Origin of the sequence: Granulicoccus phenolivorans DSM 17626 = NBRC 107789 = JCM 15570, from assembly GCF_000423085.1 — a bacterium.
GTDB lineage: Bacteria > Actinomycetota > Actinomycetes > Propionibacteriales > Propionibacteriaceae > Granulicoccus > Granulicoccus phenolivorans.
Map to the genome: position 1 here is coordinate 184481 of NZ_KE383974.1, position 24082 is coordinate 208562.

Sequence of the window (24082 nt, forward strand, 5' to 3'; positions counted from 1 at the left end):
ATCGAGCGCAATGGCGAGCTTGAATCCCTCTTCTCGGCGTGATTCCCGGGTCCGACTCGAGATCCACGGCACCGATGACCCTGACGCCCTCGACACCACTGTCGAGGACGAGCCCACGCTACCGTGGTGGGCCTCCTCCGCGCTGGCCGGTGTCGGCGCCGCACTGTTCGGCTGGGTCCTGCTGACCGGCCTGGCCCTGATCGGGTGGGGTGCCGCAGCCGGGTCCCTCGGCGGCGCGGTGCGCGGCGGCACCCAGATCTGGCTGCTCGCCCAGGGCGGGGGCCTGTTCCTGGACCAGACCAGTTGGACGCTGCCCCCACTCGCCCTGACCCTGCTGCTCGGGGTCGGCCTGGCGCTGCTGACCGCCTGGGTCGCCCGCGCCGAGGCCGCGGCTGCCCGGGCGGAGGACCCGGATGCCGATATCGGCCGGCTGGTCCGCAACGTGGCCGGGCTCACCTGGTTGTCGTATGTGACCGTCGTCACGGTGGTCGCCACGATCGTCGGGCCGCCCAGCCAGGGGGCCCGGACGCTGGTCGGGTCAGCCCTGCTGGGGGCGGTCGCGACCTACCTCGGGGCGCTGCGCGGGGCCCGGCACGACCCACGCGGCTCGTGGCCGGACTGGCTGCGACCGGTCCCGCGGGCCGCGGCGTACGCCTCGGCGGTGCTGCTCGCCGGTGGGGCGGCGCTCTGGGTCTTCTGGCTGATCCGCGGTTTCGGGCAGGTCTCCGCCCTCAACGGGGATCTGGAACTGGGGATCTGGCCGGCGATCCTGGTGCTCGGGGCCGAACTTGCCTACCTGCCCAATCTGCTGCTGTGGGGGGTGGCGTACGTGTCCGGGGCCGGGTTCCGGATCGGCACCGACACGGTTGTCGCGGTGACCGGCAGCAATCTCGGGGCGCTCCCGGCGATCCCGGTCCTCGGCGCCCTGCCGAACGGGACGGCCGGTTGGCCGAACCTGGGCTGGTTCGCGATCCCGGTGCTGGCCGGGGTGGTGGCCGCGGTCTGGTTGATGCGCAGCCAGCCGTGGCTGCGGGCCGAGACCGCCGCACTCAGCTGCGGGGCGGCCGGACTGCTCGCCGGGCTGGTCGTGCTCCTCGCCTGCGCCCTGGCCACCGGGGACCTGGGCACCGGCCGGCTGGCCGGGGTGGGCGCCCGGATTCCTCAGGTCGCGATGATCCTGCCGCCCCTGCTCGGCCTGACCGCGGCCCTGGTCGGACTGGTCTGGGGCGTGCTGCGTGCCCGCCGCGCGGCGGACGGCCTGCCCGTGCTGGAGTCGGGCCGCTAGAGTCAACGCGTGGCCTTTCGACTGGTGGTGCTGATCTCGGGATCGGGCACGTTGCTGCAAGCCCTGCTCGACGCCACCGCCGACGGGACCGTGCCCGCGCAGGTGGTCGCGGTCGGCAGCGACCGTGCCGACGCGTACGGCCTGCAACGCGCGCAGCGCTGCGAAGTGCCCACCTTCGTCCATCCCTTCGTCAAGGGCGGCGACCGGGCCGCCTGGGACGCCGAACTGACCGCCCTGGTGGCTGCCCATGAGCCGGATCTGGTGGTCAGTGCCGGCTTCATGAAACTGGTCGGACCCACCTTCCTGGACCGCTTCGGCGGCCGGATGATCAATACCCATCCCGCGCTGCTGCCGAGTTTTCCCGGGATGCACGGCGCCCGGGACGCCCTGGCGTACGGGGTGAAGGTGACCGGGGCAACGGTCTTCCAGGTGGACGCCGGGGTCGACACCGGCAAGATCCTCGCCCAGGCGCCGGTCGAGGTCCACGAGGGCGACACCGTGGAGACCCTGCACGAGCGCATCAAAGTTGTGGAACGGGCCCTGCTGCTGCAGACCGTCACCGAGTTGGCCCGCAACCGGACCCCCGAACCGAAAGAGGAGCGTCATGAGTGAAACCCCCGAGCAGACCCGCAAGCCGATCCGGCGGGCGCTGGTCTCGGTGTACGACAAGGCCCGGCTGGCCGAACTCGGCACCGCGTTGGGAGCGGCCGGGGTCCAGATCGTCTCCACCGGCTCCACCGCCCGCAACCTGGCCGAGGCCGGCGTGGCGGTGACCCCGGTCGAGGAGCTCACCGGCTTCCCCGAATGCCTCGACGGGCGGGTGAAGACGCTGCATCCCAAGGTGCATGCCGGGATCCTGGCCGACCTGCGGCTGGAGACCCACCGGGCCCAGCTCGCCGACCTCGGGATCGAACCGTTCGACCTGGTCGTGGTCAACCTGTACCCCTTCGCCGAGACCGTGGCCTCCGGCGCCACCGAGGACGAGTGCGTCGAGCAGATCGACATCGGCGGCCCCACGATGGTGCGCGCCGCGGCGAAGAACCATCCCTCGGTGGCGATCGTGACCTCCCCGGACCAGTACGACGCTCTGCTGGAGGCGGTCGGCGCCGGCGGCACCACGCTCGAGCAGCGCAAGCAGTTGGCGGCCGCCGCGTTCAGGCACACCGCTGACTACGACATCGCGGTGGCCTCCTGGATGGGCAGCGTGCTCACCGATTCCTCCGCCGGGGACGGCTTCCCGTCCTGGATCGCCGGCTCCTGGAACAAGGTCGGGACGCTGCGCTACGGCGAGAACTCCCACCAGCCCGCCGCCCTGTACGCCGACCCGGCCGGCCCCGAGGGGATCACCCAGGCCGTGCAGCACCACGGTAAGGCGATGAGCTACAACAACTACACCGATGGCGACGCCGCCTACCGGGCCGCCTACGACTTCATCCAGCCGTGCGTGGCGATCATCAAGCATGCCAACCCCTGCGGGATCGCGACCGGGATCGACATCGCCGACGCCCATCGCAAGGCGCACGCCTGTGACCCGGTCAGCGCGTTCGGTGGGGTGATCGCGACCAATCGCCCGGTCACCGTCGAAATGGCCGAGCAGGTCAAGGACATTTTCACCGAGGTGCTGATCGCGCCCGGCTACGCGGACGGCGCGCTGGAGGTGCTGCAGGCCAAGAAGAACATCCGGCTGCTCACCGCCCCGGCGTACGTCCATCGCGCGCGCAACCTGCACCCGATCTCCGGGGGCGCGCTGCTCCAGGCCCCGGACCGGATCGACGCCGCCGGCGACGACCCGGCGAGCTGGACCCTGGCCTCCGGGACCGCGGCCGATCCGCAGACGATGGCCGACCTGCTGTTCGCCTGGCGGGCGGTTCGTGCGGTCAAGTCGAACGCGATCCTGCTGGCCAGTGACGGCGCCTCGGTCGGGGTCGGCATGGGACAGGTGAACCGGGTCGACTCCTGCCGGCTCGCCGTCGAGCGTTCCGACGGCCGGGCCGACGGTGCGGTGGCCGCCTCGGATGCGTTCTTCCCGTTCTCCGACGGCCCGCAGATCCTGATCGACGCCGGGGTGAAGGCGATCGTTCAGCCGGGCGGCTCGATCCGGGACGAGGAGACCATCAAGGCCTGCCAGGACGCCGGGGTCACCATGTACTTCACCGGTACCCGGCACTTCTTCCACTGATTCCCGCGAGGACCGAGGAGACACTGTGACGGCACAGAAACTGGACGGCAAGGCCTGCGCGGCGACCATCAAGGACGAACTGCGCGCCCGGGTGGCCGACCTGCGGGAGCAGGGCATCGTGCCCGGACTGGGCACCATCCTGGTCGGGGACGACCCGGGCAGTCAGATCTACGTCAACGGCAAGCACCGCGACTGCGCCCAGGTCGGGATCGAATCGATCCGGATCGATCTGCCCGCCGACGCCACCGAGGAGCAACTGGCCGAGGCGATCGACGGGCTCAACCAGAACCCGGCATGCACCGGCTACATCGTCCAGTTGCCGCTGCCCAAGCATCTGGACGAACAGCGGGCGCTCACCATGATCGACCCGGACAAGGACGCCGACGGGCTGCATCCGACCAGCCTGGGCAAGTTGGTGCTGGGCATCCCCGGCCCGCTGCCGTGCACCCCGCGCGGGATCGTGGAACTGCTGCGGCGCAGCGGCATCACCATCGCCGGCGCGGAGGTCTGTGTCGTCGGGCGCGGCATCACCGTGGGTCGCCCGCTCGGGCTGCTGCTGACCCGACGCAGTGAGAACGCCACGGTCACCCTGTGCCACACCGGCACCCGGAACCTGGCCGAGCACACCCGGGGCGCCGACATCGTCGTGGCGGCGGCCGGGGTGCCGGGGATGATCACCGCGGACATGATCAAGCCGGGCGCGGCCCTGGTCGACGTGGGGATCACCCGCAACGCCGAGGGCAAGCAGGTCGGCGACTTCGACGAAGGGGTCTGGGAGGTTGCCGACTGGGTGACCCCGAATCCCGGCGGGGTGGGCCCGATGACCCGGGCCATGTTGCTGCAGAACGTCGTGGATCGCGCGGCCGTCCTGGCGGGTTGATGGCCGAGCCGACCGAACCGGCCGAGCCGACCGAACCGACCGAACCGCCGGGACGCCGATCCGAGAGTCCCTGGGCCCTGCTCGGGGTCCTGGCGGTGGTCGTCTTCGGGCTGGTGCTGGTTCAGGTGAATCACTGGCGCTGGGGCAGCGGCCTGGTCGGGGCGGCCCTGGTGCTCGGTGGGATGCTGCGGCTGGTGCTGCCGGCGCGCTGGGCCGGGCTGTTGAAGGTACGCAGCCGGGCGGTCGACGTGTCGATCATGATCGCGCTGGGCATCGGGATCGGCCTGCTGGCGATCTCGGTCCCGGCGCTGCGCCCGCGCTGACCGGGCGCGGGCTCAGCGGATGATGGCCATCAGCAGGAACAACGCCCACAGTGCGGTCAGCGCACCGCCCACGGCCATCCCGGCGATCGCCATGCCCCGGCCGGTGTACCGGTCGGGATGCTCGTTGACCTGGCGGTAGCCGGCGATGCCGAAGCCGAGCGCGAACGGGGCGGTGATGCCACAGAACACGGTTGCGATCGACATCACCACCGCGGTGATCGCCAACGGCGAGTTGGCCCGGGTCGGCGCCGGCTGGTAGACCACCGGCTGATAGCTCATCGGCGGCGGCGCGGACTGCTCGGAGTAGTAACCCGCGGAGTAGTTCGCATTGGCGTCGTAGCTGGGGAAGTAGCTGGCCGTCGGGGTCGGATCGGCCGGCTCGGTCGGGGCGGGGTTCGGTGCGGCGGGCTCGGCCGGCGGCGTACCCCAGGGATCGCCGGCGGGGCTCGGCCAGGCGTCGGCCCCGGCGGGAGTGACACCGTCGGCGTTGGTCGAGAACCGGTTCGGACCGTCGCTCGGGTAGTTCTGACTCATCTGAGATCCTTCCTCGGCTCGCGAGCGGAGTGCGCACCCCTGGGGCGTGCCGACCAGCTTATCGGTTCGGCCAAATGCGCCCGCCCGGCCGACCCCGGCGCCGACCGGTTCGGACCCGGGTGGCAGAGTCGGTTGCGTCATCCCGACACGCACCACCAGACCCCCGCAAGGAGACGACCATGGCCCGTCCTGTCCACTTCGAAATCCAGGCCGACGATGTCGAGCGCGCCAAGAACTTCTACGCCGAAGTGTTCGGCTGGGCCTTCGAGGACTACTCCGGCACCACCGGATCCCCGTACTTCGGCGTCCTCACCGGCAACGACAACGAGCCCGGCATCAACGGCGGTCTGCTGCAGCGCCCGGCCGCCGCGCCCGGTCGCGAGCAGGGCACCAACGCCGCGGTGCTGACGATGCAGGTGGCGGACTACGACGCCACCCTCGAAGCGATCCTGGCCCACGGCGGCGAGGTCGCGATGCCGAAGTTCGCGCTGAAGGGGATGGCCTGGCAGGGCTACTTCATCGACACCGAGGGCAACACCTTCGGGATCCACCAGCCCGACGAGAACGCGGCCTGAACCCGGTCGGGGTGGGCCCCCGCGCATCGCGAGGGTCCACCCACCGCCGGGCAGGCCGGCGACCTAGGACTGCAGGACCGGTGCCGGCAGGGGCCGCCGTGCCTTCCCCCGGCGCTCGGCCGGGGCCCGCCGCACCGCCAGAAAGACGCCGGCAACCAGACACCACAGCAGGAAGAAAAAGAAGGTGAAGTAGAGCGGGGCCAAAATCCCGCACACCCCGGCCACGGTGGCAAACAGTTTGAACCACAGCGGCAGGCCGGTCCGCCAGCACAACACGGCGATGATGCCGATGAACAGGCCGGGAGCGCAGCCGCCGAGCAGGCCGGCAATCTCGCCGATGGTATGGCCGATCGGCAGGGGGATGCCCGCAGTGATCTCGGGCCCGCCCTCGGCCGTGGCGACCGCCACCCCCGCGCCGAGGAACCAACCGGTGGTCCCGGTGGCCAGCGCGGCCAGGGCCAGCCCCCAGACCACGTCGCCCAGGTCGGCGAACTCGTCGCGGATGCCGCGTCCGAACAGCATCAGTCCCAGCAGACCGGCGATGCCGAGGTACGCTGCGAGGAACAGGCGCCATTGGTTTCCCTGGGCCAGATAGTCGGTCACGACATCGGGACGGTAGGAACCGCCCGGCACCGGAGCCAGGATCGCGGTGAGGACAGTGAGGACGGCGAAGGCGGCCAGGCCGATGCCCGCCGTTCGTGATCGAGTCATGCTTGATTGAGTCATGCTGGTGATCCCTTCGGGTGTGGACCGGCCGGGGTGGCCGATAGGTCCACGCTAGGAATCCGGGCGCCCGGGATCGTCCGCCCTGCGGGCCCCGCCGGTCGTCGCCGGGACGAGGACGGTGTCCTCCCGAAGGAGGAAGTCGCCGGCGGGCGGAGGGGCTAGCGTGGGAACATGTCACGGCGAAGCTGGGCATTCGACATCGCGGTCGCACTGCTGGCCCTCATCGCGGGGCAGGCCGAGGTGTGGGCGGGGATCGGGGTCACCCATCGGCAGGGACCGGCCTGGGTACAGGCGCTCACCTACGGCCTGGCTGCCCTGGCGCTGGTGTTCCGCCGCCGGGCACCGCTGGAAGTACTGACCTTCATCGTGGTGGTCTACGGGGTCTCCTGGGCGCTGGTCGGTTCGCCGGAGGGCAACGGGGTCGGCATGATGCCCGGGATCGCCGGGTACAGCGTTGCCCGATGGGAGAAGCGGCGGCCGGCCTGGTACGGGCTGGTGCTGTTGGCGGTGTTCGTGGCCTGCTGGATCGGCTTCGACCCGCTGATGACCACCTGGACCCTGCGGGCGGAATCGCTGTTCTGGGGATTGCAGCCGATGGTGGCCTGGTTGCTGGGGGCGCTGGTCCGGTCCCGGCTGCAGGTCGTCGAACAGCGCAAGCTGTCGCGGGCCGAGGCTGCGGCGCGCGCGGTCTCGCAGGAGCGGAACCGGGTCGCGCGGGAACTCCACGATGTGATCGGTCACCATGTCAGCCTGATGACCCTGCAGGCCACCGCGGTACGCCGGCGCCTGCACGACGACCAACAGGTCGAGATCGAGGCGCTGCTGATCGTCGAGCAGGCCGGCCGCGAGGCACTCGGCGAGATGCGGCGGATGGTGGCCGTCCTGCGCGATGAGGACCACGTCGCCGAATTCGCCCCCGCACCCGGCCTGACGGACCTGCCGGACCTGGTGGCCCGCTTCGAGGCAGCCGGCCTGCCGGTGCGGCTCACCGTCCGCGGCACCCCCACCCAGCTGGGGCAGACCTTCGACATGACCGCCTACCGGATCATTCAGGAGGGGCTCACCAACGTGCTGCGCCATGCGCAGGCCCCCAGCTGTGCCGAGGTGTTGATCGACTACCACGACCACGACCTCGAACTCGTCGTCCGCGACGACGGACAGGGCACCACCGAGGGTGCCGCCCCCGGCCACGGACTGATCGGCATGCGCGAGCGGGTTGCGGTCTACGGTGGGCACCTGACCGCCGGGGCCGTCGCCGGAGGCGGCTTCGAACTGCGGGCGACGCTGCCGCTGGTGACGCCATGACCATCTCGGTGCTGGTGGTCGACGACCAGATGCTGGTCCGCCGCGGGTTCCGGCTGTTGCTGGAGATCGAACCCGATCTCGAGATCGTGGGGGAGGCCGGCGATGGCATCGAGGCGGTGGCCCGGGTCAAGGAATTGCGCCCCGACGTGGTGCTGATGGACGTCCGAATGCCGCGGATGGACGGCGTCGAGGCCACCCGTCGCATCACTGCCCTGCCGCACTGCACCACCCGGGTGATCATGCTGACCACCTTCGACCTCGACGACTACGTCCACGACGCCCTGCGGGCCGGCGCGAGCGGGTTCCTGCTCAAGGACGTGGACCCGTCGATCCTGGTCACCGGCATCCGGTCGGTGTACGCCGGGGACGCTCTGCTGGCCCCCCGCATCACCTCGCGGCTGATCACCGCCTATCTGGCGCAGCGCCCGAGCGTGGACCGGGCCGCCCGGGAACAGGTGGCCCGATTGACCGGGCGCGAGCGGGAGACCCTCGACCTGATCGTCCGAGGGCTGTCGAACGCGGAGATCGCCGCCACGCTGTTCGTGGCCGAGACCACGGTCAAGACGCACGTGGCCCGCTTGCTGGCCAAGCTCGGCCTGCGGGACCGGGTCCATGCGGTGATCTACGCCTACGACCACGGTCTGGTCCGCCCGCCCACCGACCCGGGACAACCGGAAGCGGCCGGCCGATGAACCGGCCGGCCGCTGCAGCGGATGCTGGGGGAGGGTCAGATCAACCCGGCGGCCTTCACGGCCTCGCGCTCGCTGATGAGTTCCTCGGCCGAGGCGTCGATCTTGCCGCGGGAGAACTCATCGATCGCCAGGCCCTCGACGATGGTCCAGTCCCCGTCCTTGGCGGTCACCGGGAAGGAGTAGACGATCCCCTCGGGAACCCCGTACGCGCCCGGCGAGACCAGGGCCATCGAGGTCCAGTCGTCGGCGTTGGTGCCCAGGAACAGATCGTGCATGTGCTCCAGGGTGGCGTTCGCGGCCGAGGCGGCCGAGGAGGCGCCGCGGGCGGCGATGATCGCGCCACCGCGCTTGGCCACGGTCGGGATGAAGGTCTCCCGGACCCAGGCGGTGTCGTTGACGACCTCGAGGGCGGGCTTGCCGGCGACCAGGCAGTGCGACAGGTCCGGGTACTGGGTGTCGGAGTGGTTGCCCCACACGGTCAGTCGGGTGATGTCGGTGACCGGCGCTCCGGTCTTCTTCGCCAGCTGCGCCTTGGCCCGGTTGTGGTCGAGCCGGGTCAGCGCGGTGAACCGCTCGGTGGGAATGTCGGGGGCGCTGACCGAGGCGATCAGCGCGTTGGTGTTGGCCGGGTTGCCGGTGACCAGGACGCGCACGTCGTCGGCGGCATGATCGTTGAGGGCCTTGCCCTGGGGGCCGAAGATGCCGCCGTTCTCGCGCAGCAGGTCGGCGCGGTCCATGCCCTTGCCGCGCGGCTTGGCGCCGACCAGGAAGGCGGCGTTGACGCCGTCGAAGACCTGATTCGGATCATCGCCGATGACCACCGAATCCAGCAACGGCAGGGCGCAGTCATCGAGTTCCATGACGGTGCCCTCCAACGCCTGCAGGGCGGGGGTGATCTCCAGCAGCCGCAGTTGGACCGGACGGTCCGGACCGAACACTTCGCCCGCGGCGATCCGGAACAACAGGCTGTAGCCGATGTTTCCGGCAGCGCCGGTCACGGCAACCTTGATGGGGGTCTGGCTCACTGTGTCTCCTCGGTCTCGGCGGCCACGGTTGTGGCTTGTACCCCGGCCGGCCGCTTCGTTGCGCCGACCTGTTCGAAACGCTATCAGCGCCGGATCCGAGGGCTCCGGGTGCACCCCCGGGCTGCGCTGGTCGTAGGATTTTCTCAGGCGGCCACTGTCTCGACGAGCATCGTTGACCAGCAGCGGCAAACCGGGTCGGGGGAATACGGGGACGCTGATGGCGCTGACTGATGCAGGGACGCAGGATAATGCCGGGACGCAGGAGCGATCGTGGTCGGCGATCACCGAGTCCGGGTTGCGGTGGATGTTCGTCGTCCCGCCCCTGGTGGCGCTGATCGCCTTCGGAGAAACCGGGCTGCGGGAGAGCGCCGAGCTGCCGCTGTGGGCCCAGCTCGCCCATGCCGGTCTCGCGCTGACCACCTGCGCGGTGCTGGTGCTGGTGCTGCTGCATCGGGAGTCGACCCGGGTGAACACGGTCGTCGCGGTGCTCAGCCTGGCCCTGGTGCTGATCTACGGGTTGGCCCAACCGGCGTACCCGGTGACCTGGTGGCCCTCGCACATGATCAGTTCGATCGAGGCGTTCCTGCTGGGATTCTCCGACCGGCGGGTGCGCTGGCGGATCGGTGCCCCGACGATGGCCGGGTTCCTGGTGGCCCGGTTGTTCGCGTACGCCGGGACGCCCGCCTCGATGGTCAGCGGGATCATCGGGGGGGTCTCCGAGATCGCCCTGGCGCTGACCGTCGTCCTGGGCTTCGACGCGGTCCGGGCGATCGGTCGGACCACCCAGACCGCCCTGGACGAGCAGTCCGAGGCGTACGCCCGGGAGGCGCACTCCCACGCGGTCGCCCACCAGACCAAGGAAGTCGAACGGTTCCTGCACGATGAGGTGATCCACTCGGTCCGTGCGGTGGCCTCGCAGCGGCTGGTCAACGAGCCCGAGCAGTTGCGGAGCCTGGCCGCGCTGACCCGGGAACGGCTGGCGCAACAGGGTGAACACACCGACTCCGGCGACCTGGAGGCCCGGTTGGCGGCGGTGTCGGGGCAGGTCGGGATCCGGATCAGTGTGGTCGGGGAGGTGAGCGGCCTGCCCGACGATGTCGCCGAGGCGGTCGCCCTGGCCGCGGCCGAGGCGGTCCGCAATGCCGATCGACACTCCGGCGCGGAGTCGGTCCGGGTGACGATCACCGCGAAGGGTGCCGGGGTGCGGGTGTCGGTCGCCGACTCCGGGCACGGGTTCGACACCGACCGGGCGGTGTGGGGTGGCCTGCAGCACTCGATCGTGGAACGGATGGAGGGGGTCGGGGGAACGGCCACGATCCGCTCCGGGCCGCGTGGTACCACCGTCGAGATCGCCTGGCAGCCCCCGGGCAGCGAGACCGCACCGGCGCAGCGGATGTGGCTGGACCTGCGGGCCGCCTCGGCCCGGGTGGCGCTGCCGATGCTGCTGGGCAGCGTGGTCACCGCGACGGTGACCCTGCCGATGGTGCCGCGCCCTCTGCTGGTGGTCGGGGCGGCGCTGCTGTCGTTCGGCTACGGAATATTGATGGTGCTGATCGCCTCGCGGCGGGCCCTGCCGGCGCTGTACGCCTGGCTGGTCCCGGTGGTGGCCCTGGTCACCCTCATCGGCAACGCCTGGGCGCTGCCGGACGGGCTGCGGGACTCGGCGTACTTCTGGTCGGCCAGCATCGTGGTGGCGCTGCTGGTGATCCCCACCGTGTCGCAGTTTCCGCTGTGGGCGTCCTGGCTGATGCTGGTGGTGGTCACCGCCGAGATCATCGTGGTGCTGATCGCCCGCTTCGGGGTGCTGTTCGCCTTCCAGAACTACGTCGGCTCGATGATCGCGCCCAGCCTGTTGGTGGCGATCGTGGTGGTTCGAATGGTGGTGAATCAGCTGGGCCGACGTACCGTGCAGGCGCTGGCCGAAACCGCCCGCTCCGATGCCCGCGCCCACGAGCTGAAGGTGCGCGCGGAGCTGATGTCGCAACGCCTGAGCCGGGTCAATCGCGACGTCGGCCCCTTCCTGGAGCGGGTCGCCACCGGCGCGGCCGACCTGCGTGACCCCGAGGTGATCGCCGAGGCCCGGATGCACGAGGCGGACCTGCGCGACGAGATCCGCTTCGGCGGCGGCTCGGCGGCCCTGCGCGAGGCGGTACGCCGGTTGCGCGCGGCCGGGTGGCGGGTGGACCTGCGGCTGTCCCCGGAGGATGTCACCCGCACCGGGGCCGACCTGGTGCGACTGCTCGGCCTGGTCGCCCAGGTGCACGCCGGGACGATGGTGGTCACCGCCATGCCGACCCCGGTGGCGGTGCTGCCCGAACCGACCCCCGAACAACTCGCCGACGTGGTCGAACTGCCCGAGGTGGCCACCGACGTCTCCGACGCCTTCTGCCGGGTGGAACTGGGCCGGCCGGTGCTGGCGGCGACCGCCAGTGCCCGCGGCCGGCACACCCGGTGAACTGCGGGCCCACAAACTACTGTCCCCAGGAAATCGGACTGCAGCCGGCGAGCGGACAGGTCATGATGAGGGAGATGGAGACCACTGACATGACACAGCAAGTTGAGGCACCGATCCGGCTGGCCGCCGTGGATGATCATGCGATCGTGGTCCGCGGGGTCGAGTCGCTCGCCGAACAGCACCCCGACCAACTGACCCTGGTGGCGCAGGCGCACACCGCCCGCGAACTCATCGCCGCGGTCGCCGATCAGCAGGTCGATGTGGCGCTGCTGGACCTCTACCTCAATGACGGCTCCGAGGCGCCGGACACGATCCGGACGCTCACCGCGCTGGGGATCAAGTGTCTGATGTACACCTCCGAGGTACGCCCGATGCCGATCCGCAACGCCATCCGGGCCGGGGCCTCCGGGGTCGCGCTGAAGTCCGACCCCGATGAGAGCCTGCTCGAGGCGATCCAGCAGGTCGCCTCGGGGGAGTTCGCCGTTTCCAGCGATCTGGCGTACGTGCTGGCCACCGATGAGACCCTGGCGGCCCACCTGGCGCCGCGGGAACTCCAGGCGCTGCAGTTGTACGCCGCCGGCGTACCCAAGAAGGCGATCGGGCGCCGGATGAACCCGCCGGTGGAGGAGTCGACGGTGATCACCTACTTCTCCCGGATCGCCAAGCGGTACGCCGACCTCGACCGGGCGGTCGGGAACGCCTTCGGCGCGGTCCGCGAGGCGCACCGCGACGGCTACCTGGACCTGCCCGGCTGATCCCGGCTCAGCGGAAGATCACCGTCCGGGCCCCGTCCAGCAGCACCCGGTCCTCGGCGAACAGCTTCACCGCCGCGGTCAGCGTCTGGGACTCCGCGTCCTGGCCGATCGCCCGCAGGTCGGTGGCGGACTTGGTGTGATCCACCCGCACGACGTTCTGCTCGATGATCGGTCCCTCATCGAGGTCGGAGGTCACGAAGTGAGCGGTCGCGCCGATCAGCTTCACCCCCCGCTCGTAGGCCTGGCGGTACGGATTCGCGCCCTTGAAGCCCGGCAGGAAGGAGTGGTGGATATTGATCGCCCGGCCGTGCAGGAACTCGCACAGCTGCGGGGACAGGATCTGCATGTAGCGGGCCAGCACCACCAACTCGATGTCGTACTCCTCGACCGCCTCCATGATCCGGCGCTCGAAGGCCGCCTTCGTCTCCGGCAGCACCGCGTGGTGCTCCAGCGGCACCCCGTAGAACTGGGCCAGATCGGTCAGATCCGGGTGGTTCGCCAGCACCAGCGGCACCTCGATCGGCAGCCAGCCCGAGCGCTGCCGGAACAGCAGGTCGTTGAGGCAGTGCGCGGCCTTGGAGGCCAGGATCAGCGTCCGCTTCGGCCGACCGAGGTGATCCAGGTTCCAGGTCGCGCCCAGGTCCTCGGCCACCGGACCGAGGGTGGATTCGAGTTCGGCACGTGAGGCCGCCGAATCCACCTGGATCCGCATGAAGAAGTGGCCCTCGGAGTTGGAGAACTGCTGCAATTCGGCGATGTTGCCGCGGGCGGCCACCACGGCCGCGGAGACCGCGTGCACGATGCCGGGCCGGTCGGGACAGGTGAGCGTGAGCACCCAGTGCTGGGCGCTCGGCGAATCGGAAGTCACCCCGGCAGCCTAGGCCACCGGCGTCCGCCCTCAGGCGGTAATCGCCACCTGGGCCGCCTGGATGCCGGTTTCGTCGGTGAACACGACGGTGACATTCTCCCGGGGCACGTCGAAGGCGACGATGCCGGTGGCGGTCTCCCCGGTGTTCAGCTTCCTGGTGGCCAGCACCGGCTCGTTGCCGTCGACCCCCATGGTCGGCTGGTACTCGGTGCCGTCCCCGCCGCGCAGCTTCACATACAGCGGGTTGACCGTGAGGGTTCCCTCGGTCGCGGTCCAGGCCAGGTCCAGCACGAGGTAGCTGCCGTGCTCGGGCGGCAGGGCCTTGCTGCCCTGCCCCTGGGTCCGCCAGGTGTAGGTCTCCAGCTGGATCCGACCGGCCCCGGTGGCTCCCTTGACGTCGACCGTCGGCCCCTCCACCGGGGTCACCTGTTCCGGGGTCGGTGAGCTGCTCGGGGTCGGGGTCTCCAGCAGCGGCGTCGGGGTCGGCGCCGCCTCGCTGGGCAGGCCCGTCGGTGCGCCGGCGACGGTGACCCCGGTGGCGCACCCGCTCAGCGCGAGTACGCCGACCAGCGTCAGAACCGAACCGGTGCTACGCAGGGCCGACAGGGTGGTACGCAGGGCATGACGGGCAGACACGCCCTCCATGGAACCACCCCGGGGGCGATCACAGCGTCGCGGCGCGCCCCATCTGGACGACCTTCCAGCCGGCCTCGACCCAGCGCGGCCGGTCCAGTTTGAGCCGGCCGTCGATGATCAGCGGGTTCTTCACCAGCGACACGTACTCGGCCGGGTCGAGCTGGCGGAACAGCGTCCACTCGGTCAGGTGCAGCACCAGTTCGGCGTCGGTGAGCGCCTCGGCGATCGACTCGGCCTGGACGATGTCGCCGTGCCGGACCCGGGCCTGCGGGTCGTACACGCACACCTGGGCCCCCTTCGCGGCGAGCGCATCGGCCACATCGAGGGCCGGGGAGTTGCGGGTGTCGTCGGTGCCCGGCTTGAACGCCGCACCCAGGATCGCGATCCGCTTCCCGGTCACCTCGCCGCCCAACTGCTCCACCGCCAGGTCGACCACCTCCTGGCGCTGGCCGAGGTTGATCGCCTCCACCGATTCGATCAGGTCGCTGAGCACGTCCACGCCGAGTTCGTCGGCGCGGCTGGCCAGCGCCCGGATGTCCTTGGGCAGACAGCCGCCGCCGAACCCGAGGCCGGCGTTCAGGAACTCCCGCCCGATCCGCTTGTCGTGGCCGATCGCGTCGGCGAGTACGGTGACGTCCCCGCCGGCGGACTGGCACATCTGCGCCATCGCATTGATGAAGGAGATCTTGGTCGCCAGGAACGCATTCGCGGCGACCTTGACCAGTTCGGCGGTGGCCAGATCGCATTCGACCACCGGCGTCTGCTCCGACAGCGGGATCGCGTACACCCGGCGCATCAGCCGCAGCGTCTGCGGGGACTGCACACCGAACACGATCCGGTCCGGATGCAGGGTGTCCTCGACCGCATGCGCCTCGCGCAGGAACTCCGGATTCCACATCACCTGGGCGTCGGGGCCGATCGGGGCGATCTCGTTGAGCCGCTCCTGGATCCGCATCGCGGTCCCGACCGGAACCGTCGACTTGCCCGCGATCACCGTCGGCTTGCCGGTCAGCAGTGGAGCCAGCGTGTCGATCGCGGAGAACACCTGGGACAGATCCGCCGCTCCGGTGGCCGACTGCGGCGTACCGACACACAGGAAGTGCACATCGGCCCAGTCGGCGATCTCGGCGTAGTCGGTGGTGAAGCGCAGCCGACCACTGGCGGTATGCCGTTCCAGCAGCGGCTCCAGGCCGTCCTCGTAAATGGTCGAGCGACCCGCGTTCAGGGTCGCGACCCGCTGCGGGTCGATGTCGACACCGATCACGTTGTGGCCGAACTCGGCCATTCCGGCGGCATGGGCGGCACCGAGATAGTTGGTACCGATCACAGAGATGTTCAGAGGCACTCGTGGATAATCGCACATCGCGGATGAACGCCGGGTGAACACAACCTCTGGGCGGCACCGCGAGGGTTGGGACCCGGACACCCCGGGCGTCTACATTGGACCGGTGCATGCCGCTACGGAGGGTCATAGACATCGCGGGGTCCCCCGATGCTGACCGACATTCTGCTGATCGCCCTGTTCATCCTGATCGGCGGTGTCTTCGCCAGCGCTGAGATGGCCCTGGTTTCCCTGCGCGACAGCCAGATCAAGCAGTTGGCCACCCGTGGCAAGCGCGGGGCCACGGTGGCCCGGCTGGCCCAGGATCCCAACACCTTCCTCTCCGCGGTCCAGATCGGCGTGACGGTCTCGGGGTTCTTGTCGGCGTCCTTCGGTGGCGCGACGATCGCCGGCGCCCTGTCCGGGCAACTGATCGCCTGGGGCGTCCCGACCGGGCTGGCCGATGTCGGATCGCTGGTGCTGGTGACGGTGATCATCTCCTATTTCTCCATCGTGTTCAGCGAGTTGACCGCGAAACGGCTGGCGATGCAGCGCGCCGAGTCGTTCGCGATGGCGCTGGCCCCGCTGGTGAACGCGATCGCGGTCGGGCTGCGCCCGGTGATCTGGTTCCTCAGCGCCTCCACCGACCTGGTCGTCCGGCTATTGGGCGGGGACCCGAAGGCGGCCCGCGACGAGGTGACCCCGGAGGAACTGCGCGCGATGGTGACCAGCGCCGACTCGATCTCGGTGGCCGAACGGCGGATCGTCGACGACGTGTTCGATGCCGCCCAGCAATCCCTGCGCGAGGTGATGGTCCCGCGGACCGAGGTCGACTTCCTGCCCGCCGAAATGCCGCTGTACAAGGCCGTCCGCGAGATCCGGGACGCGCCGCACTCGCGCTACCCGGTGACCCGCGACTCCGCCGACGACCTCGCCGGTTTCGTGCACATCCGGGATCTGCTGCAGCCGGGGGTGGCCGGCACCGCGATCCCGGTGATCGAGCTGGCCCGGCCGCTGCTGTTCCTGCCCGAGACGATGAAGGTGCTCTCCGCGCTCTCGGAGATGCAGCGGGCCTCCACCCACCTGGCGATCGTCCGCGACGAGTACGGCGGCACCGCCGGGATCGTCACCGTGGAGGATCTGGTGGAGGAACTGGTCGGGGAGATCACCGACGAGTACGACGAGGTCCAGCCGAGCGGCCCGGCGCAGGCCCACCGCAAGGAACTGGACGGCCTGACCTCGCTGGAGGACTTCGAGGATCTCACCGGCTATCTGCTGCCCGAGGGCCCCTACGACACCCTGGCCGGCTTCTTCATGGCCCAGGAGGGACGCCTGCCCGCGGTCGGCGACGAACTGACCGTCGACCTGGCGGCGGCCACCGACGGGCAGCCCGAGGGCCGCTTCGACCTGCGGGTGCTCGAGCTGGACGGTCGCCGGGCGGCCCGCTTCCTGATGCAGCGGACCTCCACCGACGCCGACCGGTCGGACTGACCAGCCCGGAAAATCGGCGGCCGGGACGGCGGGCGCAGTGGCACAATGCGGGTCATGCCTGATCAGCCAACCCCCGCCCCGACCGCGCTGCCGCGCGTCCTGTCCCTGGTCCAGCCGACCGCAGATTCGCTGCACCTGGGCAACTATCTGGGCGCGCTGCGTCAGTTCGTCGACCTGCAGCACAGTGTCGACGGGTTCTTCGGCGTCGCCGATCTGCACGCCCTGAACGAACTCCCCGAGCCGGCCGTGCTGCGCGAGCGGACCCGGCGTACGGCGGCCCAGATGATCGCGGCGGGGCTGGATCCGGAGAAGTCGACCATCTTCGTCCAGTCGCACATTCCGGCGCACACCCAGCTGACCTGGGTGCTGGACTGCTACACCGGCTTCGGCCAGGCCTCCCGGATGACCCAGTTCAAGGACAAGTCCGCCAAGCGCGGCTTCGATTCGACCAACCTGGGCCTGTTCACCTATCCGGTGCTGATGGCCGCCGACATCCTGATCTACAAGGCGACCCGGGTCCCGGTGGGGGAGGATCAGCGGCAGCATCTGGAACTCACCCGCGACCTGGCCGAGCGCTTCAACGCCCGCTTCGGGGAGACCTTCCCGGTCCCCGAACCGCACATCCTGGCCTCGGTCGGCAAGATCCAGGACCTGCAGAATCCCGAGGCGAAGATGTCGAAGTCGGCGACCTCGCCGGCCGGGGTGGTCGAACTGCTGGAGGATCCGAAGAAGAACGCCAAGAAGTTCAAGTCCGCGGTCACCGACTCCGGCACCGAGATCCGCTTCGATGAGGAGAACAAGCCGGGGGTGTCCAACCTGTTGCGGATCCTGGCCGCCTTCACCGGACGCAGCATCCCCGAGCTGGAGGCCGAGTTCGCCGGCAAGATGTACGGACATCTGAAGGTGGCCGTCGCCGATGCGGTGAACGACACCCTCGCCCCGATCCGCGAACGGGCCCTGGCGCTGCTGGCCGAAGGGACCGAATTGGACCGGATTCTGGCCGAGGGAGCCGAGAAGGCCGAGGCCGTCGCGCAGGCCACGGTGCGCGAGGTTTACGATCGGGTTGGCCTGCTGGCCCGCTGACGTCTCACGCCAGGAGGTCCCCCGACCGATGTCGACCCGAGCCGAGGATCCCGACGGTTCCCGTCTGCTGACCACCGATGAGGTGGGTCCGCTACTGGCGGCGGCGGTCACCCATGCCGGGGGACGGCTGGTGAGCTGGCAACTCGACCACGTCGACCAGAATCCGAATCAGTCCACGACCGCGACCTATTCGGCGGTCGTCGACTGGCCCTTCGGGCGGCGCGACGAACTGCTCGGAGTCAGTGCCCGGGCCTCGGGTCGGGCGCCCACCGATGAGCGGGCCCGGATCTTTGCCGACGGGGACCGGGAGGCCGCGGTCTGGCTCTATCCGCGGGATCCGGACCTGCCCGGCCTGGCGCGGGCGGCGTACCCGGAGGACATGGCGGTGCTGCTCTCGGAGATCATGGGCATCCCGATCCCCAGCGACTGCGTCCGCCTGGACATGATCGGCTACCGGCCGCGGCGCCGGGCGGTGCTGCGGGCCACGGTCGCGATGACCCACCACGGGCGGCCGGTCCACCGGGTCTTCTACGTCAAGGTGCTGCGCGAACACCTGTTCCACGATGTCCGGATCCGCCACGAGATGCTGCTCGCGGCCGGGGTGCCCGCACCGGTGGTGGCCGCGGCGACCCCGGACTGTCTGCTGGTCCTGGATGCCCTGCCCGGTACGCCGTTGGCCCGCGCGATCTTCGACCCGCGTCCGCCCTGCACCGCCGAACAGCTGATCGGGGTGCTCGATGCGATGCCGCCGGCGGTGACCCAGCTGCCGCGCCGGGCCCCGTGGGCGGACTCGGTGCAGCACTATGCCGAGATGGTGATCCAGGCGATGCCAGCCCTGGAGGGCCGGCTGCGCCGGCTGGCCGACGAGATCGAGGCCGGGCTGCGGCCCATCCCGCCGGGCAACGAGCCCACCCACGGCGACTTCCACGAGGGTCAGATCCACGTCGCGCACGGTTCGGTCTGCGGCCTGCTCGACATCGACACCATCGGCCCCGGCAGCCGGGCCGACGACCTGGCCTGCCTGATCGCGCATCTGTCCACGGTGCAGCGGATGAACGCCGAACAGGCCGCCCGGGTGCGTCACCTGCTGGCGACCTGGGTCCCGGTCTTCGACGAGCGGGTCAATCCGGGGGAACTGCGGCTGCGCGCCGCAGCGGTGGTGATCAGCCTGGCCACCGGACCCTACCGGGGGCAGGAACCGAACTGGATGGCCGAGACCGTCGGGATCGTCAACGCCGCCGAGACCCTCGTCGGCCAGGTGCGCTGAGCAGCGCCACACCGACGGCCAGGGTGCCCACCGCGCCGACCAGCGCCGGCAGCCCGGCCTCGGCCCCGGTGTCGGCCAGCCCCGTGCCCTGGTACGCAGAGGCGCCCGGGCCCTTGTTGTCGGCGACCGGGACCAGCGCGGGTTCACTCGGGGCGGGTTCGTTCGGGGTGGGCTCCGGCGCGGCGGTCGGGGTCGGTTCCGCCGGAAGGGTCGGGGTGGTTCGTACCGCAGTGGGCGTCTTGGAGGCGGTCGGCTGCGCGGTCCGGCTCGGGCGCGGGGACGCCGTGTTGCTGGGCCGGGCCGTGCTGCTCGGTCGCGGGGATGCGGTGCTACTGGGCGTCGGGGACGCAGTGCTGCTCGGCCGCGGGGACGCCGTGCTACTGGGCGTGGTCTTCGGGGCGGTCGGGGTCGGCTGCGTCGTGGTGGCGGCACCGGCGATGTTCTTGCTGGTCACCCTGCTCCCGACCGCCCACAGGTCCACCCCCTCGGCGACCTTCAGCTTGGTCTGCGGCTGGTAGTACGCCTTGCCGGTGGAGCACTGCACGACGTTCCAGTGCAGATGCGGCCCGGTGGTCTTCGCCCCGGTGTTGCCCGACAGCGCCACCTTCTGGCCGCGCTGGACGGCGTCGCCCTTTTTGACCTGGAACTGGTTCAGATGCAGGTACTGCGTGCAGAAGTCATCGGCCCCCGGATGCTTGATCAGCAGCATGTTCCCGCCGCCGGCGTTCCAGCCCGCGTCGACCACGGTGCCGGCCGCCGACGCCCGGAGCTGGGTGTTGCTCGGCGTACCGAAGTCGATCGCGTTGAAGTTCCAGATGTCGTTGTGGCTGTAGGTCCCGTTGCCGCCCTGGGTGATCGCGTACCCCTCGCCGGCACTCCACGGCAGGTACAGCGTCGGGGGAGCGGCGTACGCCTGCTGCAGACCGACCCCGGCGGTCACCATCGTCGCGGCGAGAGCGGCGCCGACAATGATGCGGCGGGTGCGCTGGTGCATGGGGGTCCTCCCGGTCGGGTACCCCGACCCTAGGAGGACCCGGACCCGCCCCGCGCGCCCGCCGCCGTGGAAGTTTCCTTCCGCTCAGGCGATGACCACACTCGCCTCGGCGGTGTTCACCCGGAAGGCGAGGGACTCCTGCAGATAGAGCCGGACGGTGCTGTCGTCGTGCGACAGATAGCCGATCGAGACGTCCTGGCCCAGGTGCAGTTCGAAGTCACCGCCGCGCTCGGTGAGCAGGACCGCCCCGGACAGCGCCGGCGCCCACACGATCCGCCCGCCCTGCAGGATCCGCTCGACATGGGTGCCGATCGGGTACCCGTGGTCGGTGGTCTCCAGCGCCTTGGTGTACAGCTCGCTGCCCAGGACCAGCGCATAGTCGCCGGAGACGCCGACGCTGCGCAGCTGGGTGATCGCCCGGGCCACGACCCCGGGCAGGTCGACCACGTCGGCCGGCAGCGCGAGCTGCGGGTTCGAGCTCTCCGGGATGATCCCGGGCATCCGGATCTGCTCGGCGCCGCCGAACACCGCCCGGTCCTCGGCGTGGGCGAGCAGGGTCGCGGCGTCCTTGACCGGCTGCCAGTCCGAATCCTGGGAGCCGCGGGCCACGTCGTCGATCGCCTCCCGGGTGACGGTGAAGGGGACCCGGAGTTCGGCGACCGGCAGCACCTGCCGGACCCTGGTCTCCACCCCCTCGGCCAGCGCCGGCACCGCGGCGACGTGCCCGGTGTCCAGGGCGGAGAAGGCGAAGCCGGCCGGACCGGCCACATCGACCACGGTGCGTGCGGTGGAGTTGCGGGTGAAGGTACGCCGGGCCTCGTCCTCGATCGCGGTCCAGGCGGCGTCGTTGATCGGGGCCAGCGAACGGTACAGGTTGTTCACAATGTTTCCTTTCGATGCGCGGTGCGGGTCACTGCTTCAGGCTGCCGATGCCCAGCGAGCCGTCGGCGGGGGTCTCGGCGCCCGGCCGTGGCGGCTGGTTGCCGAGGAAGTCAAGGCTGGGGACGAAGAAGAGGCTGCCGGTGTGCGCGGTGGAGAAGTCCAGCACCCGGTCGTGGTTGCCCTCGGGAACGCCGAGGAACATCCGCTCCAGCATCGTTTCGGTGATCGACACGTCGGCGGCGTACCCGATGAAGTAGGTACCCCACTCCTGGGTGCCGATCGTGCCGAAGGAGCGGTTGTCGCGCAGAATGTCGCGTTCGTTGCCGTTGGCGTCCTCGATCGTGTTCAGCGCGACGTGGGAGTTGCTGGGCTTGTCCGCATCGGCGAACTCGAGGTCCTCCAGTTTGGTCCGCCCGATCGCGGCCTCCTGCTCGGCCACGCTCAATCGGCCCCAGGCGTCGAGATCGTGCAGGTACTTCTGGACGATCACGTACGAGCCGCCGGCGAACGGGTCGTCCGCGGGCAGGAACACCGCCGCGGCGGCGTCGGCGCCCTCCGGGTTGGCGGTGCCGTCGACGAAGCCGAGCAGATCCCGCTCGTCCAGGTAGCGGAACCCGTGCACCTCATCGATCACGTCCGCGTGCCCGCGCAGGGTGTCCCCGATCAGCTTGGCCAGGCTGAAGCACTGGTCCTGCTGGGAGCTGCGCAGGTGGAAAAACAGGTCCCCGGGGGTCGAGACCGCGGTGTGCGTGGCGCCGCGGACCTCCCGGAACGGATGCAGCTGCTCCGGCTTCGGGCCCGCGTACAGCCGGTCCCACAGCTGCGAACCGATCCCCACCACGGTGGCCAGATCCTGGTTCGGCGATCGGAAGGAGACGCTGCGGGTCAGATCCGGCAGGCCGGCCAGAAAGTCCCGAATGGCATCTTCGGCTCCCGGACGCACCGTGAATACCAGAAAGTACGCCGAGGCTCCCGCGGTCCCGGTCGGCTGCTGCAGCGGCATGGGCAAACTCCTCATCAACTCATTACCCTCGCGAACGATCTCCCGCTCACCCTATGCCGGGCGCTGCTCGCCGATTCGGCCGGGCGCACCGGAGGTGGTTGACTTCGCCCAGACCGTCCCGAAGGAGCCCCATGCCGCCTCGCCACACCCGCCCGCTCGCCGCCGTGCTGGCGGGGCTGGGACTGCTGCTGCTGGCCGGCGGGCTGCCCGCGTACGCCGCCCCGACCCCGACTCCGGCTCCGACCCGGACCGCGGCCCCGACCGGGAGCGCCGGCCCGGACGAGCAGGAACTGGCGAAGGCGCTGCAGCGCGATCTGGGGATGTCGGTCGAACAGTTCCGGCAGCAGGCGGCGACCAGCGAGCAGGCGGCGACCCTGGCCACCAAGCTGGAGCAGCAGCCGGAGTACTACGGCGTCAGCGTCCACGACGGCCGGATCACCGTGCGCGGGCGCGGGGCCGCCGTCGAGCAGGCGGCCGCCGCGGCCGGAGCCCGGGTGAGCGATCCCGGGCCGCAGGCGGTCAAGCCGGCCGAGCTGGCGACCAAGTTCCGGCAGGAGGTCGGCTCCGACGTCCGGTACGCGGTGAAGACGACCACCGACCAGGTGGTGCTGCAGGTCGCCGAACCCGATCGGTCCACCGGCGGCAAGACACCCGCGCAGTTCGCGGCCGAGCAGGGCGTACCGGTGGAGCGGTTGACGGTGGTCACACCGCACACCGACCTGCGCGGCGGGGAGCGCTACACCGCCTCGAACCTGGCCTGCTCCTGGGGATTCGCCCTGGTCACCGCGCAGGCCGACCCGGCCCTGCTGAGCGCCGGGCACTGCGCCAACTACGGGATGGGCAACATCGCCCGGACGCCGAGCGGCGCCATCATCGGCACCCTGGACTGGTACCAGTTCGGCGACCGGGCCGACCTGTCGGTGTACGCCACCCTGCAGCCCGGGATGACTCCGGTCGCCGAGGTGACCGGGTACGCCAATGCGGCCACCGCGATCAACGACTGGTTCGAACCGCCGGTCGGGACGCCGGTGTGTGCGGCCGGTGCGACGACCGGGGCGCTCACCTGCGGCACGGTCACCGACATCACCGACTTCATGGTCCACTGGAATGACGACAACACCGACCACCTGGTCACCGGCTTCGGCTACGACCGGATCAGCCGACCGGGCGACTCCGGTGGCGCGGTCTTTGCCGGCAACCGGGCGGTGGGCGTGGTCAGTGGCGGGGCGGACACCAAAACGTACGCGTCCTCGCTGAAGGCGGCGATGGATCGTGGCTACAAGATGATGCTGCCGCAGCCGCAGATCCGCTCCTACGACGCCGGCAGCGGGCAGGTCCGGGGGAGCGTACCCACCGGTTCCGGGCTGCCGGCCAACACCCGCGTGAGGGTCACCATGGGGTCGCGGTCGGCGACCGTGCCGGTCGACGGGTCCGGCAACTTCTCCTTCACCTCCCTGGGCGCCGACCAGCAGCGGCTGCAGACCGTGAGCGACACCGGCGCCTCGGTGCAGCAGGCCTGGTCCCGCGATCTGGGCAATCCGACCGGGGACCAGGTCTGCGGGCTGAGCCAGGGCGGCTGCGTGCGCACCTACCAGGGCGGGACGCTGGCCTGGTCGTCGGCGACCGGCTGGCATGTGACCCGCAATGCGATCGGGGCGAAATGGGCCGCGGTGGGGCGCGAGGGCGGCCGGCTGGGCTACCCGACCACCGATGAGATCTGTGGGCTGACCGGCGGCGGCTGCTACCAGCTGTTCACCGGCGGGGCAGTGCTGTGGTCCCCGGCCACCGGAACCCACACCAGCT

23 protein-coding genes are annotated in these 24082 nt (G+C 70.5%); 14 read left to right on the plus strand and 9 right to left on the minus strand.

All coding sequences use genetic code 11. The annotated features are described in order from the left end of the window. Nucleotides 1-10 precede the first annotated feature (10 nt). The 5 genes from G531_RS25870 to G531_RS23870 are packed head-to-tail and all read left to right on the plus strand — an operon-like array spanning nt 11 to nt 4667. Entirely contained in the window at nt 11-1285 is a 1275-nt protein-coding gene (locus G531_RS25870; protein ID WP_026928317.1) for a cell division protein PerM, read from the plus strand. A gap of 9 nt (nt 1286-1294) precedes the next feature. Continuing rightward, on the plus strand, nt 1295-1897 hold the full coding sequence (purN, locus tag G531_RS23865; protein ID WP_035759669.1) for a phosphoribosylglycinamide formyltransferase: 603 nt from the start codon (nt 1295-1297) through the stop codon (nt 1895-1897). Further along, a complete protein-coding gene (purH, locus tag G531_RS0118195) occupies nt 1890-3464 on the plus strand; it encodes a bifunctional phosphoribosylaminoimidazolecarboxamide formyltransferase/IMP cyclohydrolase (protein ID WP_026928318.1) in 1575 nt (524 codons plus the stop codon). Before purN ends, purH begins: the two co-directional genes overlap by 8 nt. A gap of 25 nt (nt 3465-3489) precedes the next feature. Beyond that, complete coding sequence (locus G531_RS0118200) at nt 3490-4344, plus strand: bifunctional methylenetetrahydrofolate dehydrogenase/methenyltetrahydrofolate cyclohydrolase (RefSeq protein WP_026928319.1); 855 nt, start codon at nt 3490-3492, stop codon at nt 4342-4344. Then, nucleotides 4344-4667: a DUF3017 domain-containing protein gene (locus G531_RS23870; protein WP_081684250.1), complete on the plus strand. Its 324-nt coding sequence runs from the start codon at nt 4344-4346 to the stop codon at nt 4665-4667. The genes G531_RS0118200 and G531_RS23870 overlap by 1 nt, the downstream gene beginning before the upstream one ends. 12 nt (nt 4668-4679) lie before the next feature. Here the strand turns inward: G531_RS23870 and G531_RS0118210 are convergent, their stop codons facing one another. Continuing rightward, nucleotides 4680-5201 (minus strand): DUF4190 domain-containing protein, encoded by a 522-nt coding sequence (locus G531_RS0118210; protein ID WP_026928320.1) that lies wholly within the window; start codon nt 5199-5201, stop codon nt 4680-4682. A gap of 179 nt (nt 5202-5380) precedes the next feature. On the opposite strand from G531_RS0118210, the gene G531_RS0118215 reads away from it, so the two are divergent. Continuing rightward, nucleotides 5381-5776, plus strand: coding sequence for a VOC family protein (locus G531_RS0118215; RefSeq protein ID WP_026928321.1), 396 nt, complete (start codon nt 5381-5383; stop codon nt 5774-5776). Between the two features lie 63 nt (nt 5777-5839). Here G531_RS0118215 and G531_RS0118220 read toward each other — a convergent pair whose 3' ends face one another. Then, nucleotides 5840-6487 (minus strand): hypothetical protein, encoded by a 648-nt coding sequence (locus G531_RS0118220; protein ID WP_026928322.1) that lies wholly within the window; start codon nt 6485-6487, stop codon nt 5840-5842. 186 nt (nt 6488-6673) lie between these two features. On the opposite strand from G531_RS0118220, the gene G531_RS24935 reads away from it, so the two are divergent. Beyond that, complete coding sequence (locus tag G531_RS24935; RefSeq protein WP_051215693.1) at nt 6674-7807, plus strand: sensor histidine kinase; 1134 nt, start codon at nt 6674-6676, stop codon at nt 7805-7807. Further along, the gene (locus G531_RS0118230; protein ID WP_026928323.1) at nt 7804-8499 is read left to right on the plus strand and encodes a response regulator; all 696 of its coding nucleotides are present in this window, start codon (nt 7804-7806) and stop codon (nt 8497-8499) included. Before G531_RS24935 ends, G531_RS0118230 begins: the two co-directional genes overlap by 4 nt. Nucleotides 8500-8534: 35 nt before the next feature. On the opposite strand, the gene G531_RS0118235 is transcribed toward G531_RS0118230, so the two are convergent. Then, nucleotides 8535-9524: a malate dehydrogenase gene (locus G531_RS0118235; protein ID WP_026928324.1), complete on the minus strand. Its 990-nt coding sequence runs from the start codon at nt 9522-9524 to the stop codon at nt 8535-8537. Nucleotides 9525-9741: 217 nt separating this feature from the next. Between G531_RS0118235 and G531_RS24940 the strand changes: the two genes are divergently transcribed. After that, the gene (locus G531_RS24940) at nt 9742-11979 is read left to right on the plus strand and encodes a sensor histidine kinase (protein WP_026928325.1); all 2238 of its coding nucleotides are present in this window, start codon (nt 9742-9744) and stop codon (nt 11977-11979) included. Between the two features lie 89 nt (nt 11980-12068). Next, the gene (locus G531_RS23885) at nt 12069-12734 is read left to right on the plus strand and encodes a response regulator (RefSeq protein WP_162143195.1); all 666 of its coding nucleotides are present in this window, start codon (nt 12069-12071) and stop codon (nt 12732-12734) included. A gap of 7 nt (nt 12735-12741) precedes the next feature. Here G531_RS23885 and purU read toward each other — a convergent pair whose 3' ends face one another. From purU to G531_RS0118260, 3 genes are read right to left on the minus strand one after another with little or no spacing between them, the layout of a single operon-like run. Beyond that, a complete protein-coding gene (gene purU, locus G531_RS0118250; protein ID WP_026928326.1) occupies nt 12742-13602 on the minus strand; it encodes a formyltetrahydrofolate deformylase in 861 nt (286 codons plus the stop codon). 30 nt (nt 13603-13632) lie between these two features. Beyond that, nucleotides 13633-14238 (minus strand): DUF4352 domain-containing protein, encoded by a 606-nt coding sequence (locus G531_RS0118255; protein ID WP_026928327.1) that lies wholly within the window; start codon nt 14236-14238, stop codon nt 13633-13635. Nucleotides 14239-14266: 28 nt separating this feature from the next. After that, complete coding sequence (locus G531_RS0118260) at nt 14267-15583, minus strand: UDP-glucose dehydrogenase family protein (RefSeq protein ID WP_026928328.1); 1317 nt, start codon at nt 15581-15583, stop codon at nt 14267-14269. A gap of 147 nt (nt 15584-15730) precedes the next feature. Here G531_RS0118260 and G531_RS23890 point away from each other — a divergent pair, with 147 nt between their 5' ends. The 3 genes from G531_RS23890 to G531_RS0118275 are packed head-to-tail and all read left to right on the plus strand — an operon-like array spanning nt 15731 to nt 19400. Further along, complete coding sequence (locus G531_RS23890) at nt 15731-17050, plus strand: hemolysin family protein (RefSeq protein ID WP_051215695.1); 1320 nt, start codon at nt 15731-15733, stop codon at nt 17048-17050. A gap of 54 nt (nt 17051-17104) precedes the next feature. Then, nucleotides 17105-18133 carry a tryptophan--tRNA ligase gene (trpS, locus tag G531_RS0118270; RefSeq protein ID WP_026928329.1) on the plus strand — a complete coding sequence of 343 codons (1029 nt, stop codon included), beginning with the start codon at nt 17105-17107 and terminating at the stop codon, nt 18131-18133. 28 nt (nt 18134-18161) lie between these two features. Further along, a complete protein-coding gene (locus tag G531_RS0118275; protein WP_026928330.1) occupies nt 18162-19400 on the plus strand; it encodes a phosphotransferase in 1239 nt (412 codons plus the stop codon). On the opposite strand, the gene G531_RS24945 is transcribed toward G531_RS0118275, so the two are convergent. The 3 genes from G531_RS24945 to G531_RS0118290 form a co-directional block, all read right to left on the minus strand. Continuing rightward, entirely contained in the window at nt 19363-20394 is a 1032-nt protein-coding gene (locus G531_RS24945; RefSeq protein WP_051215696.1) for a M23 family metallopeptidase, read from the minus strand. The genes G531_RS0118275 and G531_RS24945 overlap by 38 nt on opposite strands. A gap of 84 nt (nt 20395-20478) precedes the next feature. Continuing rightward, entirely contained in the window at nt 20479-21276 is a 798-nt protein-coding gene (locus G531_RS0118285; RefSeq protein WP_026928331.1) for a family 1 encapsulin nanocompartment shell protein, read from the minus strand. Between the two features lie 28 nt (nt 21277-21304). Next, nucleotides 21305-22279 (minus strand): Dyp-type peroxidase, encoded by a 975-nt coding sequence (locus G531_RS0118290; protein ID WP_051215697.1) that lies wholly within the window; start codon nt 22277-22279, stop codon nt 21305-21307. A 131-nt stretch (nt 22280-22410) separates the two neighbouring features. Here G531_RS0118290 and G531_RS0118295 point away from each other — a divergent pair. Continuing rightward, nucleotides 22411-24082 (plus strand): trypsin-like serine protease (locus G531_RS0118295; RefSeq protein WP_026928333.1); only part of this gene is annotated, 1672 nt, incomplete at its 3' end.

Coding starts and splice junctions, on each gene's coding strand:
- trpS (WP_026928329.1), top strand. CDS start 17,105: ATGCCTGATCAGCCAACCCCCGCCCCGACCGCGCTGCCGCGCGTCCTG.
- G531_RS24945 (WP_051215696.1), bottom strand. CDS start 20,394: ATGCACCAGCGCACCCGCCGCATCATTGTCGGCGCCGCTCTCGCCGCG.
- G531_RS23890 (WP_051215695.1), top strand. CDS start 15,731: ATGCTGACCGACATTCTGCTGATCGCCCTGTTCATCCTGATCGGCGGT.
- G531_RS0118220 (WP_026928322.1), bottom strand. CDS start 6,487: ATGACTCGATCACGAACGGCGGGCATCGGCCTGGCCGCCTTCGCCGTC.
- G531_RS24935 (WP_051215693.1), top strand. CDS start 6,674: ATGTCACGGCGAAGCTGGGCATTCGACATCGCGGTCGCACTGCTGGCC.
- G531_RS0118230 (WP_026928323.1), top strand. CDS start 7,804: ATGACCATCTCGGTGCTGGTGGTCGACGACCAGATGCTGGTCCGCCGC.
- purH (WP_026928318.1), top strand. CDS start 1,890: ATGAGTGAAACCCCCGAGCAGACCCGCAAGCCGATCCGGCGGGCGCTG.
- G531_RS23885 (WP_162143195.1), top strand. CDS start 12,069: ATGACACAGCAAGTTGAGGCACCGATCCGGCTGGCCGCCGTGGATGAT.
- G531_RS0118290 (WP_051215697.1), bottom strand. CDS start 22,279: ATGCCGCTGCAGCAGCCGACCGGGACCGCGGGAGCCTCGGCGTACTTT.
- G531_RS25870 (WP_026928317.1), top strand. CDS start 11: ATGGCGAGCTTGAATCCCTCTTCTCGGCGTGATTCCCGGGTCCGACTC.
- G531_RS0118210 (WP_026928320.1), bottom strand. CDS start 5,201: ATGAGTCAGAACTACCCGAGCGACGGTCCGAACCGGTTCTCGACCAAC.
- G531_RS0118275 (WP_026928330.1), top strand. CDS start 18,162: ATGTCGACCCGAGCCGAGGATCCCGACGGTTCCCGTCTGCTGACCACC.
- G531_RS23870 (WP_081684250.1), top strand. CDS start 4,344: ATGGCCGAGCCGACCGAACCGGCCGAGCCGACCGAACCGACCGAACCG.
- G531_RS24940 (WP_026928325.1), top strand. CDS start 9,742: ATGGCGCTGACTGATGCAGGGACGCAGGATAATGCCGGGACGCAGGAG.
- G531_RS0118215 (WP_026928321.1), top strand. CDS start 5,381: ATGGCCCGTCCTGTCCACTTCGAAATCCAGGCCGACGATGTCGAGCGC.